We start from the raw sequence: 15766 nt of genomic DNA on the forward strand, positions 1-15766 counted from the left end.
GACTCAAGGTTAAACGGTTATCTTGCTCCAATTCGATTTAAATAAAGAGGTATCAAGCTTAACGCTCAAGGTTAAACGGGTATCTGGCCCTAATTTGCGCTCATCGACCAAAGTGAGTGCAGGAATGTGTGCCATGGTTTGATAATCGGGCAATTGCAGCAAATTACGCCCATGCCCACCGAGGATTTTCATCGCTTGGTATAGCACTAACTCATCGGCCAGCCCCTCTGCTAAAAATGCGCCCGCTAAGGTTGCACCCGCTTCCACCAGCACGTGATTACAGCTTTGGCCTAAATAGCTTAATAGTTCAGGCAATGAGACGCGACCTGCAATTGCAGGTAACACGAGGCAACTCACATGGGAGGGCAATTGTGCTTGAAACTCTGTGGGATAAGCCACGGTCGAGACCAAGAGTATGGGCGATACGATAGCCAAGCAGGTGGCCGATAACGGCAAACGGGCGCGACTGTCGAGTATCACTCTTAATGGCTGCAGTAATTGCGCCTCGGTTACACTGTCTTTTAAGCTGCCAAGTTCCTGATAACGCACATTAAGTAAAGGAGCGTCTGCCAGTATGGTTTCGATCCCCGTAACTAGCGCGCAGGAACGTAAGCGTAATCGCTGCACGTCGCGGCGAGATTCTGGACCAGTTATCCATTTAGACACACCGTTAGACAGCGCAGTTTTACCATCGAGACTCGCAGCCAATTTGACTGTAACTCTGGGTAAACCCGATTCCATGCGCTTCATAAAGCCTAAATTCAAGGCATAGGCTTCATCGCGATGTAATCCCACATCCACTTCAATACCGGCATCGCGCAGCATTTGAATGCCACGACCACCTACTTGCGGATTAGGATCTTCAACCGCCACCACCACGCGTTTAACGCCAATATTGATCAGCGCCAAGGCACAGGGTGGCGTGCGGCCATAATGGCTACAGGGCTCTAAGGTGACATAGGCCGTTGCGCCGCGGGCGTGTTCGCCAGCCATACGTAACGCATGCACTTCGGCGTGGGGCTCACCCGCTTTTTGATGATAACCTTCGCCGACAATCTGATTATCTTTAACGATAACGCAGCCCACACTGGGATTGGGCCTCGTGGTGTAAAAGCCTTTGCGCGCCAATTGAATCGCGCGGCTCATCATTTGGGTATCGAGTACGGACCAACTTATGTTCAAGCTCATGTTCAACCCTGTTGTTAAAGGTTTCGGCTTTCACCAGTCTTGTAAATCTGTGTTTAAAACCTGTCTTACAGAAGCAATTAATCAAAAGCCTCTTTTAAAGCTAGCGCAACCAGAAGCCTGAACGACAGGCCACAAAAATTGAATAACTACTTTTGCAGTTTAGCGATGGCCTCACCAAATTCAGACACGTCTTCAAAGGCGCGGTACACAGAAGCAAAACGTATGTAGGCGACTTTATCTAGACTCATCAATTGCTCCATCATCAAGTTACCGACCATTTCTGACGGCACTTCCCGCTCGCCAGTGGCGCGCAGGGTCGATTTGATTTTGCTAAGCGCTTGCTCAATTTCATCCATAGACACGGGGCGTTTTTCAACGGCGCGCAGCATGCCACCTTGGAGTTTTTCTTCATCGAAGGGTTGGCGTGAACCATCGCGTTTAATCACCCTAGGCATGACTAACTCGGCGCCTTCGAAGGTGGTAAATCTTTCATGGCATTCGGTGCATTCTCGGCGACGGCGCACTTGGTGGCCTTCCGCCACTAATCGAGAATCGATGACTTTAGTATCTGTCGCGCTGCAAAATGGACAATGCATTGAGCCTCCTGCCAGTGAATGACGTAAAGCCGTTGGCTTTACTATGTTATCTAAGGTTAGCCTGTTTGGTTTAAGTCTAAGATTTTAGCAATAAAAATGGCCGCTTAATGCGGCCATGGGATTTTATCCTATTTATGGGCTGAGGTTAACCACCTGATGCTTGTTAGGCTCAGCACCACAAAAAGGAGACTATTTACAGATTAACCGTAAACAGGGAAACGTGCGCACAGTGCCAATACTTGGCCTTTAACACGCTCAATCACTGCAGGATTGTTAGCATCATCAAGGATGTCACAGATCCAGCCAGTCAGCTCTTTCGATTCCGCTTCTTTAAAGCCGCGACGCGTAATCGCTGGCGTACCGATACGCACACCTGAAGTCACAAAAGGTGAACGTGGATCGTTTGGTACTGAGTTTTTGTTCACGGTAATGTTAGCGCTACCTAAGGCGGCATCGGCTTCTTTACCGGTTAAGTCACGACCAATCAGATCAACTAGCATCAAGTGGTTGCTGGTTCCGCCAGAGACGATTTTGTAACCGCGCTCAAGGAACACTTCAACCATAGCTTTAGCGTTGTTAACCACTTGCTGTTGGTACACTTTAAATTCTGGCTCTAGTGCTTCTTTGAACGCAACCGCTTTACCAGCGATAACGTGCATTAATGGGCCACCTTGACCGCCTGGGAATACCGCTGAATTCAACTTCTTGTACAAGTCTTCATCGTCAGCAGCAGACAGGATCACGCCACCACGAGGACCGGCTAAAGTTTTGTGGGTCGTTGACGTCACAACGTGTGCGTGTGGTACTGGGTTTGGATAAACACCCGCAGCGATAAGACCGGCAACGTGCGCCATATCGACAAATAGGTAAGCACCTATTTTGTCTGCGATTTCACGCATTTTTGCCCAGTCAACGATACCTGAATAGGCAGAGAAACCGCCGATCATCATCTTAGGCTTATGTTCTACGGCCAGACGTTCCATTTCGTCGTAGTCAATTTTACCTGACTCGTCGATACCGTAAGGAATGATATTGTACAGTTTGCCAGAGAAGTTAACGGGTGAACCGTGGGTCAAGTGACCACCGTGGGCTAAGTTCATGCCCAGTACGGTATCGCCAGGTTTTAACAATGCCATGTAAACAGCGCTGTTTGCCTGTGAACCTGAATGAGGTTGTACGTTAGCGTAAGTTGCGCCAAACAATTCTTTAGCACGTTCAATCGCTAAGGTTTCAACTACGTCCACATACTCACAACCACCGTAGTAACGCTTGCCTGGATAGCCTTCAGCGTACTTATTGGTTAACTGTGAACCTTGCGCTTCCATCACGCGTGGACTGGTGTAGTTTTCAGAAGCAATCAGCTCAATATGCTCTTCTTGACGCAGAGTTTCATTCTGAATTGCCTTAAACAGTTCCGGATCATAATCTGCGATATTCATATCTTTTTTCAGCATTGCTTACTCCAGCTGCCAATTCTTATAGGTAGGGTTGCGCGGTATTCTACTCGGAACGCGACCACAATCCCAGTATTTGAAACATGAAATTCCTGTGGATAGTGCTTGAACTTGGCTCATTGTCGAGTTGAGTTCGGCGCGCAATCGAGTAGAATTAGCCGCATCATTAGTCACTTAAGATAGAGAAAAATGGCTCAGTTTGTTTACAGCATGCTGCGGGTGGGTAAAATTGTTCCGCCTAAGAAGCAGATCCTTAAAGATATTTCTTTAAGCTTTTTCCCCGGCGCCAAAATTGGCGTACTCGGCCTCAACGGTTCAGGTAAGTCGACACTACTGCGCATTATGGCGGGTATCGACACCGAAATTGAAGGTGAAGCGCGCCCAATGCCGGGATTGAAAATCGGTTACCTGCCGCAGGAACCTAAACTCGATCCGAATCAAACCGTGCGTGAAGCGATTGAAGAAGCGGTTGCAGAGGCAAAAAATGCCCTGACTCGCCTCGATGCCGTTTATGCTGCCTACGCCGAGCCGGATGCCGATTTCGACGCCCTTGCGAAAGAGCAAGGCGAACTCGAAGCGATTATCCAAGCCCAAGATGCCCATAACTTAGAGTACGTCCTTGAGCGCGCCGCCAACGCCCTACGTCTGCCGGATTGGGATGAAAAAATCGAAGTGTTATCCGGTGGTGAACGTCGCCGCGTAGCGATATGCCGATTGCTGCTTGAAAAGCCAGAAATGCTGTTACTGGACGAACCAACCAACCACTTGGATGCTGAATCTGTGGCGTGGCTTGAGCACTTCTTGCAGGAATATGCCGGTACTGTGGTCGCGATTACCCATGACAGATACTTCCTCGACAATGCCGCTGGCTGGATTTTAGAACTCGACCGCGGTGAAGGTATTCCGTGGGAAGGTAACTATTCTTCATGGCTTGAACAGAAAGACGCCCGTCTGAAGCAAGAATCTGCCACCGAAAGTGCTCGCCAAAAGACCATTGCCAAGGAATTGGAATGGGTACGCCAAGGTGCGAAAGGCCGTCAATCTAAGGGCAAGGCCCGTATGGCGCGCTTTGAAGAGCTGAACACTAACGATTACCAAAAACGTAACGAAACTAACGAGCTATTTATTCCGCCCGGACCACGTTTAGGTGACAAGGTTATTGAAGTGAATAACCTGACCAAGTCTTACGGTGACCGCGTACTCATCGACAACCTGTCGTTCTCTGTGCCTAAGGGCGCGATCGTCGGTATTATCGGTGCCAACGGCGCGGGTAAATCGACCCTGTTCCGCATGTTATCCGGCGCAGAAAAACCAGACAGCGGCAGTATTGAGCTGGGTGAAACTGTGCAACTGGCATCGGTTGAGCAGTTCCGCGATTCGATGAATGATAAGAACACCATTTGGGAAGAAATCTCCGGTGGTCAAGACATCATGCGTATCAACAACATGGAAATCCCGAGCCGCGCCTATGTGGGCCGCTTTAACTTCCGTGGTGGCGATCAGCAAAAAGTCATCGGTACTTTATCTGGTGGTGAACGTAACCGAGTGCATTTAGCCAAACTGCTGCAAGCAGGCGGTAACGTCTTACTCCTCGACGAACCCACCAACGACTTAGACGTTGAAACCCTGCGCGCACTGGAAGAAGCGATTCTGGAATTCCCAGGTTGCGCTATGGTGATTTCGCATGACCGTTGGTTCCTCGACCGTATCGCGACCCACATTCTGGATTACCGTGACGAAGGCCAAGTGAACTTCTACGAAGGTAACTACACAGAATACTCGGCATGGTTGAAAAACACCTATGGCGCCGATGTGGTTGAGCCACACCGCTTGAAATACAAGCGCATGATTAAGTAGTCAAACGCATAATTAATTAAGCCAAAAAGGAGCTCAGGTCGAAGGATCTGCGCTCCTTTTTATTGGATGCTTTTTATGGGGAAGTTTTTATGAATAGTTTTTATGAATAGTTTTCTGTACTCGCTTTATCGACTCGTTTTTATTGGATGCTGTCGAATAGTTCCGATAAAACGACTCAGCTTTTCAAACTGGCAAAATAAGCCACCAGCATGTCCATCATCACCCTGAGTGCAGGCTGCATATGTTTGCGGGATTGATACACGCCATACACTCCCAGTGACTGCGGCATGAACTCAGTTAACAAAGGCACTAACTGACCCGAATCTAAATAGGGTTTCGCCGCCCATAGTGGCTGCATTGCAATCCCCTCACCTGCCAGCGTGGCATTAAGTACCACCATAGAATCATTGGCGCTAAAATTACCATTCACAGGCACATTAAACGCCTGCCCTTGGTTTAACTTAGGATCGGAGTTCAGCGCCTGAGCCTGTTTCGCAGCCACATCGGCTTGATAAAACCGCCACATCACATCGCCAAAGTAGGAATAGGTTAAGCAATTATGCTGGGTCAAATCTTCGGGATGCAGCACGGCGGCACGCGCGGCAAGATAACTCGGTGCAGCGCACACCACAGATTCACATTCCCCCAAGCGCCTTGCGATAAGATTGGGATCGAGTTCATTGGTGATGCGAATCGCCAGATCAATCCGCTCGGCGACCAGATCGACGGTTTGGCTACTCACGTGGATATTCACACTCGCCTGCGGATAACTGGCTAAGTATTGGTGCACCACGGGCGCTAAAATCTGATGCGCCAAAAACTGGGAGCAGCTAATGCGCAATAATCCGCGCGGAATCGCCACCGAAGCATGACTCACCGCTGGCACTTCGTTCGCCAGTTCGAGCAGTCGATGGCAATAATCCAGCACTTGCTCACCCGCTGGCGTTAAGCTGAGGCTACGCGTCGAACGATGCAACAATCTAGCACCGGACCATTCTTCCATTTCGCTCAAGTAACGGGTCACCATAGAACGCGACATATCTAAAGCATTAGCTGCGCTGATCATGCTGCCGCGCTCGACAATAGTGACAAACACTTTAGCCGCTTCGAGTCTATCCATGATTTATCTCCACTCACGTTCAATCAATAACGTTTAATCACTCACTTTCAATCACTCGAAGGCTCACTCACATACTCGCGCCCCACATGAATAATAACTAAGAGTACATCCGGCCATTCGTCCGATTAATGCAACAAATATGGGCAGATACTCGCATTTATCTATTGATTATTGCAACCTATACTTAACTCACTTTTTGCAGCAGCTGCAAATCAATGAATGCTAAATCGAACCTTTTTACTCTTTCATCCTGTGACTATAAGTGAGCCAAAAATGAACACATCGACCTATGCTATACGCAACACAGTTAACGCCACATTGAAGGCCTCGTCTAAAATCAGCCTAGCCGCTACCTTACTGCTAGCGGGACTCGGCGCGGTCAAGGCCGCACCATTGCAAGTGAGCCATTTTAATCCGGGCGAAAACAGCATCTTTGCCGTGTCATCGAGCTTTATCAGCGGCGAACACGAAATGATGCTAGTCGATGCGCAATTTCAAAATAACGATGCCCAAACCTTGGTTGATACGATTAAGGCCAGCGGTAAAAAGCTGACTCAGGTATATATCAGCCATAGTGACCCTGACTTTTATTTCGGCTTAGCCGTGATTAAAAAGAATTTCCCCGATGCACAAATTGTCGCGACTCAAACCACTGTCGATGCTATTAAAGCCTCAATGGAAGGCAAGCTCGCCTACTGGGGTCCGATTTTAAAGGACAATGCACCAAGTGAATTAGTGTTACCTAAGGCGATTCATAGCGACACTTTCACCATCGACGGTGAGCAAGTGATTATCGAAGGTTTTAATGATAAACATCCTAAACACACTTTCCTGTGGGTACCATCGGCAAAAACCATTACAGGTGGCGTAGAAGTATTTGATAACACGCATGTTTGGATGGCAGACACTCAAACTGCCGCAGAGCGTCAGGAATGGTTAACTCATTTAGATGCGATGGAAAAACTGCTGCCGACCACAGTGATTCCAGGACACTATTTAAGCGAAGCGCGATTTGATACCCGCGCCATCGGTTTTACCCGTGAGTATGTAAAGGCCTTTGAAATCGCAGCAAAAGCCTCGAAAGATTCAGCCGAATTAATCCAAAAGATGCTGGCGCTATACCCACAAATGCCAGCCGATGCAGGGCTTGAAATCAGCGCCAAAGTTTACATGGGCGAAATGACCTGGCCTATGTAAGCCCGGCACTCACATCTCGGCACTTAATATACAGGTGATTTGGTACAGGCATTTAAGTGCAAATAGTTAAAGACAGGCACGTGAGCGATTGCGTGCCATTTTTTAGCTAAATGACTGCACCTAAATAACGGTACCCAATTAACTATTTTAATCGATGATTTCAAAGGGCTTAAGTCGCTAATGTAACGACGAACTTAAGCCAAAAGGTTTAACACTATGACTACCCCAACAACTCATTCTGCTAGCACGGCCAACAGCATACCAGCGGCCAAAGTGCGTACTCTGCACGCGATTATCGACCCTTTATGTGGTTGGTGTTATGCCGCAGCGCCGTTACTCGATGCTGCAGCCAAAGCTGGCTTTACCATTAAGCTCCACGGCGGCGGTATGCTCACAGGCCCAAGACGCAAACAAATCGATGCCAACTGGCGCGACTATGTTATGCCCCACGATCTGCGCATTGCCGATTTAACCGGACAGCCTTTTGGTGAAAACTACTTTGATGGTCTGCTGCGCGATACCACAGTCGTACTCGACTCAGCGCCCCCCATTAAAGCCATGCTCGCAGTCGAGGCCATGGGCGGCGACAGTTTGGCTTATCTACACTCATTACAACTGGCCCATTACCGCGATGGTCACAGCGCCAGTGATGAAGGTAATCTCGCAAGCTTAGCCGCTGAACTTGGGCTCGACCCTATAAGCTTTGCACAGCATTATGCCCAAGGTGACGACAAGCTGTATGAGCATATTGTTGAATCCAGAGCATTATTGAATTTGATAGGCGCCCAAGGTTTCCCTTCGATGGCTATAGAGGATAATGATGGCAACATCACCGCCATTAATATCAATCGCTTCTACGGCCAACCCGCCCAGTGGTTAAGCCATCTTGAAGCACAGTTTGAGTCATAATCATGCCAACGCTTAATGGTGTTTCAACAGCTTCATTAGTGAGAGAGCCTGCTCAGTTAAGTCTTATCGAAACAGCAAGGCAGGCTGATGCGAATCTTGCTCTGGTTAAAAGCACCTATGAGGGAAGTAGCTCAGCCGAGAACGCCAAAAATCTTCAGCATGCCTTAGCGAGTGACGCACGCTGGACAGAGGCGGCAGGTTTTCCCTATGCGGGCACTTACGTAGGCTTTAGCGCGATAGCCGCCAAAGTGTTCGCCCGCCTCGAAATTGAATGGGATAACTATCGGGTCGATATCGAAGACTATGTCGCCCAAAGCGATAAGGTTTTTGCCTTCGGCACTTATTCAGGAACCTATGTCAAAACAGGCAAGCATTTTAGCGCCAGAGTCGCCCACTTATGGAAGATACACAGCGGTAAAATCGTCAGTTTTGAGCAGTTTGTCGATAGTCATTCCGTAGTCAATGCCATGTAATTGCCAATACCCATAACAACAGTTATGCACGATAGAAATGCCATGATGCAATAACTGAATAATGAGGCGGGCAAGATTACTTTAGCCCGTCTCACGACTTGCCGATGTTAAGCCTTATCCGTATGATTTAGTGTTTTGAATATCTTGAGCGCTTAAGATTAAGCCCTTGGGACTGAACGTTTGAAATTGAGCATTTGAGATTAACTTCGTAAAACTACACATTCGAAGACTCATCAACTCAAGTGTCTAAAATGACAGAATGAATAACTAAAACAAGAACAAGGATGCGGTCTAATGCGAATCAATTCGATGCCAGTCGGGGCCCACCCCATCACACTCTCTAATACCCGACTGAGCCAAACCAGCCAATGGATAATGAAGCAACATAGAAAATTCACGCCCCTGTTATGGTTTGTTACCGCGCTTCCCTTTGTCTCACTCTCCGTTAACTCATTCGCGGCCAATACCAGTGAGGCCGAGCCAGAGCTAAAGATTCAAGAAAGCAGCGTCACAGATGGCCCTTATGTGTTTTTGGACAATGCTCAAAAAGACACTGCCTATTGGATTTGCCAGAGTGAGCTTAAACAAACGCCGATTGCGAAGGCGCAGTTAACTCGCCCTGCCAGTTGCGGTGAATTACCAGAGCCCCATCTTCACACACTAGCTGCCACCGTTGAGCCCGATACCTTTACTCATGTCAGCAAAATTGTCGCCCTTAGCGATGTGCACGGCCAATTTGATGTGATGATTAACTTACTAAAAGCCCATAGGATTATCGACAAAGATAACCACTGGGCCTTTGATGACGGTCATATGGTGATGACGGGCGACATGTTTGACCGTGGCCATCAAGTCAATGAAGTATTGTGGTTTTTATATGCCTTAGATCAAGAAGCTCAAGCTGCGGGCGGGCGCTTACATCTACTCATGGGCAACCACGAGCAAATGGTGTTTCGCGGCGACTTACGCTATGTCAACGAACGCTATCAAGTCGCGGCCGATTTACTCAAACGCAGCTACGATGCGCTCTACAACAAAGACACCGAAATCGGCCAATGGCTTCGCAGCAAACATACCTTAGTCAAAATCAATAATATCTTGTTTATGCACGGCGGCATCAGCCCTGAATGGATCGAGCGTAAATTACATATCGGCGAGGCTAACCAACTCTTTCGTCAGCATTTAGATGATAAAAAAGCCGATTTGAAAAAGGATGATTTACTCAACTTTCTGTTTTTTACCAATGGCCCGACTTGGTATCGCGGATACTTTAAAGATGAACTGAAAGAGTCGGATATCGATAGCATACTGAACTATTTCAAGGTAGAGCATATTGTCGTTGGACACACATCGCAGGAGCAAGTGCTTGGCCTCTATCACAATAAAATCATTGCGATAGACAGCAGTATTAAGAATGGTCAATCCGGTGAACTCTTGCTTATCGACGCAGGCAAACTCAGCCGCGGTCTGTATCAGGGTGAGCAGGTTTCGCTATAAGACATAAGACACCTCGCTAATCTCTTCAGCATAATATGTGAATGCCCTAGCGCCCTAATGCATGAATAAGCTAGGGCGCGAATGTATAAATGAGTAAGGGCAAACATGCACGCATCTTAGTATTCATAAGTTCGCCAGTTTTTATTAACTCTGACTATACTCAAGCCAAGTGCGACTCACCTAAGTGCTGGAGTAGAAATGGGGAAGCAATTACTCACATTATCTGGCTTTTGCTTGTTTATGCTCGGCTTTATCCACCCCGCATTTGCGGGTCGAGAACTCCATTTAGTCGCCACAAACTATCCTCCTTTTTATGCCGATGCTTTACCCGAACAGGGCGGCGTCGCCCAAGTCGTCAAAGAAGCCTTTAAACGCCAAGGCTACAATGCCAGCCTCAAGTTTTATCCCTTCGCTCGCGCAGCCCTACTCGTTAAAACAGGCCAAGCCGATGGCATTATTGGACTCTGGTATCGTAAAGAGCGTGAGCAATGGGCCCAATATTCTGCGCCAATCCAACCCGTACAAATCGTGTTTTATAAACGTAAAGATGCGCCGCTGAGCTTTAGTCAGCTCTCTGAGCTCAAGCCCTACACGATTGGCATAGGTCGCGGTTACGCTAATCCGCCCGAAATCTTCGCCGCAGGGCTCACCACCGAAGAAGGTAATTCGGATGAAATGAACCTCAAGAAGCTATTTTTAAAGCGTATCGATTTAGTCTTGATTGGCCATAACTTAGCGAGGTATTTAATTAAAAAAGGCCCCGCTGAATATGACGATGCCTTTGAACAAGTCGGTCAACCCATAGCGACTGAGGTATTTCACTTAGGGGTGTCTTTGGCCATGACGGATCATCAGCAGTTAGTAACGGATTTTAATCAAGGCTTAGAAAGTATGCGCAGCGATGGTCGATTGGCTTCCATTTTGAGCCAATATCCTCAGGTTGAAACGACTCAAGCCGCAGTCGAAAAAACGCGTACTGAGGTCCATCCCTAGCGCACTTGGGTCTTCTCGCACTGGCCCTTTGCACAAAAAAACCGCAAAAGCCGTGTTGAATTGTGTTCAAGGCTAAAAAAACACAATTTCTTTCATTTTCGTTTGCTTACCTTTACAAACTTTTACCCAACTCAGGTAGGTTATTCACTAGAATAGCGCCATTAGAGCGATTACCTTTTTCAACTGCCTTTGCGCGAGATAATAATTACAATGAAAAAAACCATTATTGCCATTGCCCTGCTTGCGGTTATCGCCACAGCGGTAAGTTTTAGTGATGTCCTTCAAGCGGCTAAACCCGAAAGCGCACCTCATCTTATGCGAACCGTTCCAGTGGTCACGGGGGAAGTCGTTGAATATCCATTAGCACAATCTATTTCACTTATCGGCAAGCTCGCTGCCGAACGCGCTGTGGTGATCGCGCCGCAAGTCACAGGTAAGATTAAACAAGTCGCCGTGACCTCAAACCAAGCGGTGAAAAAAGGTCAGTTGCTTATCGAACTCGATGATATGAAAGCCCAAGCCGCCGTCGCTGAGGCTAATGCCTTTCTCAACGATGAAAAACGTAAACTCAAAGAGTTTGAAAAGCTGATCAGCCGCAACGCCATCACCCAAACCGAAATTGACGCACAAAAAGCCAGTGTGGATATCGCCCAAGCACGCTTAGCTTCAGCACAAGCGGATTTACATTACCACTCGCTGATTGCGCCGTTTGCGGGTAATACTGGCCTGATTAATTTCAGCGAAGGCAAAATGGTCAGCATAGGCACAGAGTTAATGTCGCTGGATGACTTATCTAGCATGCGCCTCGACTTACAAGTGCCAGAGCATTTCCTGTCGCAATTAAGCATAGGCATGAAAGTGGCGGCTACCAGCCGCGCTTGGCCAGATGAAACCTTTACTGGCAAAGTTGTCGCTATCGATCCGCGCGTCAACGAAGAGACCTTAAACCTTAAAGTGCGGGTGCAATTTGACAACCCAAAAAATCGCTTAAAACCCGGCATGATGATGTCATCCACTATCACTTTCCCTGCTATTTCAGCACCTATGGTGCCAGTACAAGCCCTTGAATATTCAGGCACTAAACGTTACGTATACGTAGTTAACGCCGATCACATCGCCAACCGCACCGAAGTGCAGTTAGGTGCCCGTATCGATAACCAAGTCTTGATTGAAAACGGTTTGAGCATAGGTGACAAAGTCGTGGTGCAGGGCTTAGTGAATATGCGCGATGGCCTGCAAATCAATGAAGTGACGCTCGATGCCAAGGTATCTACCCGTGCGGCTGAGCTTTCAAGCCCAAAAGCTACGGAGACTAAATAATGTGGTTGTCCGATGTTTCGGTTAAACGCCCCGTCGTTGCCATCGTTTTAAGCTTACTGCTGTGCGTATTCGGCATAGTCTCCTTCTCTAAATTGTCGATACGAGAAATGCCCGACGTCGAAAGCCCTGTGGTCACCATTAGCACCAGTTACTCGGGTGCGTCGGCGGCCATTATGGAAAGCCAGATCACTAAGACCCTAGAAGATGAACTGACGGGGATCAGTGGTATCGACGAAATCACGTCGACCACCCGTAATGGTAGCTCGCGTATCACAGTGAAATTCCTCCTCGGGTGGAACTTAACCGAAGGCGTAAGTGATGTGCGTGACGCTGTGGCCCGCGCCCAGCGCAGGCTGCCTGAAGATGCGAAAGATCCTGTCGTCTCCAAAGACAACGGTTCGGGCGAGCCCTCCGTCTATGTGAATTTAAGCTCGAGTGTGATGGACCGCACTCAGTTAACGGATTACGCCCAGCGCGTGTTAGAGGACAGATTTAGCCTTATCAGTGGCGTGAGCTCCATCAGTATTTCCGGCGGTTTGTACAAGGTCATGTACGTCAAGCTCAGACCCGAGCAAATGGCGGGCCGCAATGTCACAGTCACCGACATAACTAACGCGCTGCGTAAAGAAAACATCGAAACACCCGGCGGCCAAGTGCGAAACGACACCACAGTGATGTCGGTGCGTACCAAACGCTTGTACTACACGCCAAAGGATTTTGACTACCTTGTGGTGCGTACCGCCAGCGATGGCACGCCTATCTACTTAAAAGATGTGGCCGATGTGGCTGTCGGCGCACAAAACGAAAACTCGACCTTCAAAAGCGACGGTATCGTTAACATCAGTTTAGGCATTATTGCCCAGTCCGATGCTAACCCATTGCTCGTTGCCAAAGAAGTGCACAAAGAAGTCGATCGCGTACAAGACTTCCTGCCCGAAGGCACTAGCCTAGTGGTCGACTTCGACTCAACCGTATTTATAGACCGCTCTATTAACGAGGTGTATAGCACCCTTTATGTCACCGGCGCCTTAGTGGTACTCGTGCTGTATATCTTTATCGGACAAGCGCGGGCGACACTCATCCCTGCGGTAACGGTTCCGGTATCGTTAATCTCGGCATTTATCGCCGCTAACATGCTAGGTTATTCGATTAACCTACTGACATTAATGGCGTTAATCCTCTCCATCGGTCTAGTGGTCGATGATGCGATTGTGGTGGTCGAGAACATTTTCCACCATATCGAAAAAGGCGAAGAGCCCTTACTCGCCGCCTATAAAGGCACCCGCGAAGTCGGCTTTGCCGTTGTCGCCACCACGGCGGTATTAGTCATGGTATTCCTGCCTATTTCCTTTATGGAGGGCATGGTTGGACTCTTGTTTACCGAGTTCTCCGTGATGTTGGCGGTGTCGGTACTGTTTTCCTCCTTAGTGGCACTGACACTTACGCCCGTGCTGAGCAGCAAATTACTTAAAGCCAACGTCAAACCGAATCGCTTTAATCGTTGGGTCGATCGCGGTTTTGCCCGCATGGAAAGTGTCTATCGCGTCGCCGTTACTCGGGCGATTAAACTTCGTCTACTCGCGCCCTTAGTTATCATCGCCTGTATCGGCGGCAGCGCTTGGTTAATGCAACTAGTGCCGTCACAGCTCGCGCCGCAGGAAGATCGCGGTGTATTGTTCGCCTTTATTAAAGGCGCCGAAGGCACCAGTTATAACCGTATGACAGCTAACATGGACATAGTCGAAGACAGACTCATGCCCTTGCTGGGTCAAGGTGTGCTGCGCTCCTTCAGCGTGCAAGCCCCCGCGTTTGGTGGCCGTGCGGGCGATCAAACGGGCTTTGTGATCATGCAGCTTGAAGATTGGGGCACACGCACCGAATCCGCACAGCAAGCGCTTGGGATTATTAGCAAAGCATTGAAAGACATTCCCGATGTGATGGTTCGCCCTATGATGCCAGGCTTTAGGGGTCAATCGAGCGAACCGGTGCAATTTGTGCTTGGTGGTTCGGACTATGCCGAACTGTTTAAGTGGGCGCAGGTGCTCAAAGAAGAAGCCAACGCCAGCCCTATGATGGAAGGCGCCGACTTAGATTACGCCGAAACCACGCCTGAGCTTATCGTGACTGTTGATAAAGAACGCGCAGCGGAGCTTGGGATCAGTGTCGATGACGTCTCGCAAACCTTAGAAGTGATGCTCGGCGGTCGAACCGAAACCACCTATGTGGATCGCGGCGAAGAGTACGATGTGTACTTGCGCGGTGATGAAAACAGTTTTAACAACGTTGGCGATCTTAGCCAAATCTACATGCGTTCCGGTAAAGGCGAATTAGTGACGCTTGATACTGTTACCCATATCGAAGAAATTGCCTCGGCACAAAGATTAAGTCACACCAATAAGCAAAAATCGATCACCCTCAAGGCTAACGTCAGTGAAGGTTACACCTTAGGTGAAGGCTTAAAGTTTCTTGATGCTAAAGCCATTGAATTATTACCTAAAGATATTTCCATTGGTTACACCGGCGAATCCAAAGACTTTAAGGAAAACCAAAGCAGTATCTTCATCGTATTTGGTTTGGCCTTACTGGTCGCTTACTTAGTCTTAGCCGCGCAGTTCGAAAGTTTTATCAACCCGTTAGTGGTTATGTTTACTGTGCCTATGGGCGTGTTTGGTGGTTTCTTAGGTCTATTGCTCACCAGTCAAGGGATCAACATCTACAGCCAGATAGGCATGATCATGTTGATTGGTATGGTGACCAAAAACGGTATCCTTATCGTTGAGTTTGCTAACCAATTGCGTGACCGCGGCTTTGAACTCGATAAAGCCATTATCGACGCTTCATCCCGTCGTTTGCGGCCAATCCTAATGACAGCCTTCACCACTTTAGTTGGCGCTGTACCGTTAATTTTCTCGACGGGCGCAGGCTCAGAAAGTCGTATCGCTGTGGGTACTGTAGTGTTCTTCGGTATGGCATTCGCCACCTTTGTGACACTACTCGTCATCCCCGCCATGTATCGATTAATCTCGGCAGCGACCCATTCACCGGGATATGTTGAAGCTAAGCTCGAAGCGGCAATTAAAGCACAAGAGTTAGCGGCACAAGAGGCGGCAAAGCAGCAGGAGCTTGCGCCTAAAGCCTAGTGCTTCACGCCTACTCATCAAT

General features: G+C 48.4%; 12 protein-coding genes. 8 read left to right on the forward strand and 4 right to left on the reverse strand.

All coding sequences use genetic code 11. The annotated features are described in order from the left end of the window. Positions 1 to 9: 9 nt before the first annotated feature. From ribD to glyA, 3 genes are all read right to left on the reverse strand, one after another. Positions 10 to 1188 (reverse strand): bifunctional diaminohydroxyphosphoribosylaminopyrimidine deaminase/5-amino-6-(5-phosphoribosylamino)uracil reductase RibD, encoded by a 1179-nt coding sequence (ribD, locus tag Q4Q57_RS16060; protein WP_311891360.1) that lies wholly within the window; start codon positions 1186 to 1188, stop codon positions 10 to 12. 146 nt (positions 1189 to 1334) lie between these two features. Continuing rightward, positions 1335 to 1784, reverse strand: coding sequence for a transcriptional regulator NrdR (nrdR, locus tag Q4Q57_RS16065; RefSeq protein WP_006082643.1), 450 nt, complete (start codon positions 1782 to 1784; stop codon positions 1335 to 1337). Between the two features lie 200 nt (positions 1785 to 1984). Beyond that, positions 1985 to 3238: a serine hydroxymethyltransferase gene (glyA, locus tag Q4Q57_RS16070; RefSeq protein ID WP_063882560.1), complete on the reverse strand. Its 1254-nt coding sequence runs from the start codon at positions 3236 to 3238 to the stop codon at positions 1985 to 1987. 189 nt (positions 3239 to 3427) lie between these two features. On the opposite strand from glyA, the gene ettA reads away from it, so the two are divergent. Beyond that, positions 3428 to 5095, forward strand: coding sequence for an energy-dependent translational throttle protein EttA (ettA, locus tag Q4Q57_RS16075; RefSeq protein WP_311891361.1), 1668 nt, complete (start codon positions 3428 to 3430; stop codon positions 5093 to 5095). A 175-nt stretch (positions 5096 to 5270) separates the two neighbouring features. Here ettA and Q4Q57_RS16080 read toward each other — a convergent pair whose 3' ends face one another. Next, positions 5271 to 6215, reverse strand: a complete 945-nt coding sequence (locus Q4Q57_RS16080; RefSeq protein WP_126492531.1) for a LysR family transcriptional regulator — start codon at positions 6213 to 6215, stop codon at positions 5271 to 5273. Between the two features lie 273 nt (positions 6216 to 6488). On the opposite strand from Q4Q57_RS16080, the gene Q4Q57_RS16085 reads away from it, so the two are divergent. The 7 genes from Q4Q57_RS16085 to Q4Q57_RS16115 all read left to right on the forward strand — a co-directional run bounded on the left by Q4Q57_RS16085 (position 6489) and on the right by Q4Q57_RS16115 (position 15744). Beyond that, positions 6489 to 7412, forward strand: a complete 924-nt coding sequence (locus Q4Q57_RS16085) for an MBL fold metallo-hydrolase (RefSeq protein ID WP_311891362.1) — start codon at positions 6489 to 6491, stop codon at positions 7410 to 7412. Between the two features lie 216 nt (positions 7413 to 7628). Further along, the gene (locus tag Q4Q57_RS16090; RefSeq protein WP_311891363.1) at positions 7629 to 8321 is read left to right on the forward strand and encodes a DsbA family protein; all 693 of its coding nucleotides are present in this window, start codon (positions 7629 to 7631) and stop codon (positions 8319 to 8321) included. A 2-nt stretch (positions 8322 to 8323) separates the two neighbouring features. Next, on the forward strand, positions 8324 to 8794 hold the full coding sequence (locus Q4Q57_RS16095; RefSeq protein ID WP_311891364.1) for a nuclear transport factor 2 family protein: 471 nt from the start codon (positions 8324 to 8326) through the stop codon (positions 8792 to 8794). A gap of 294 nt (positions 8795 to 9088) precedes the next feature. Continuing rightward, positions 9089 to 10291, forward strand: a complete 1203-nt coding sequence (locus Q4Q57_RS16100; RefSeq protein WP_311891365.1) for a metallophosphoesterase — start codon at positions 9089 to 9091, stop codon at positions 10289 to 10291. A gap of 198 nt (positions 10292 to 10489) precedes the next feature. Beyond that, positions 10490 to 11284, forward strand: coding sequence for a transporter substrate-binding domain-containing protein (locus tag Q4Q57_RS16105; RefSeq protein ID WP_311891366.1), 795 nt, complete (start codon positions 10490 to 10492; stop codon positions 11282 to 11284). 210 nt (positions 11285 to 11494) lie between these two features. Beyond that, complete coding sequence (locus Q4Q57_RS16110) at positions 11495 to 12604, forward strand: efflux RND transporter periplasmic adaptor subunit (RefSeq protein ID WP_311891367.1); 1110 nt, start codon at positions 11495 to 11497, stop codon at positions 12602 to 12604. After that, entirely contained in the window at positions 12604 to 15744 is a 3141-nt protein-coding gene (locus Q4Q57_RS16115; protein WP_311891368.1) for a multidrug efflux RND transporter permease subunit, read from the forward strand. Before Q4Q57_RS16110 ends, Q4Q57_RS16115 begins: the two co-directional genes overlap by 1 nt. Positions 15745 to 15766 lie beyond the last annotated feature (22 nt).

The sequence above is a fragment of the Shewanella sp. SP2S2-6 genome (assembly GCF_031931965.1).
In the GTDB taxonomy this organism is placed as follows: domain Bacteria; phylum Pseudomonadota; class Gammaproteobacteria; order Enterobacterales; family Shewanellaceae; genus Shewanella; species Shewanella baltica.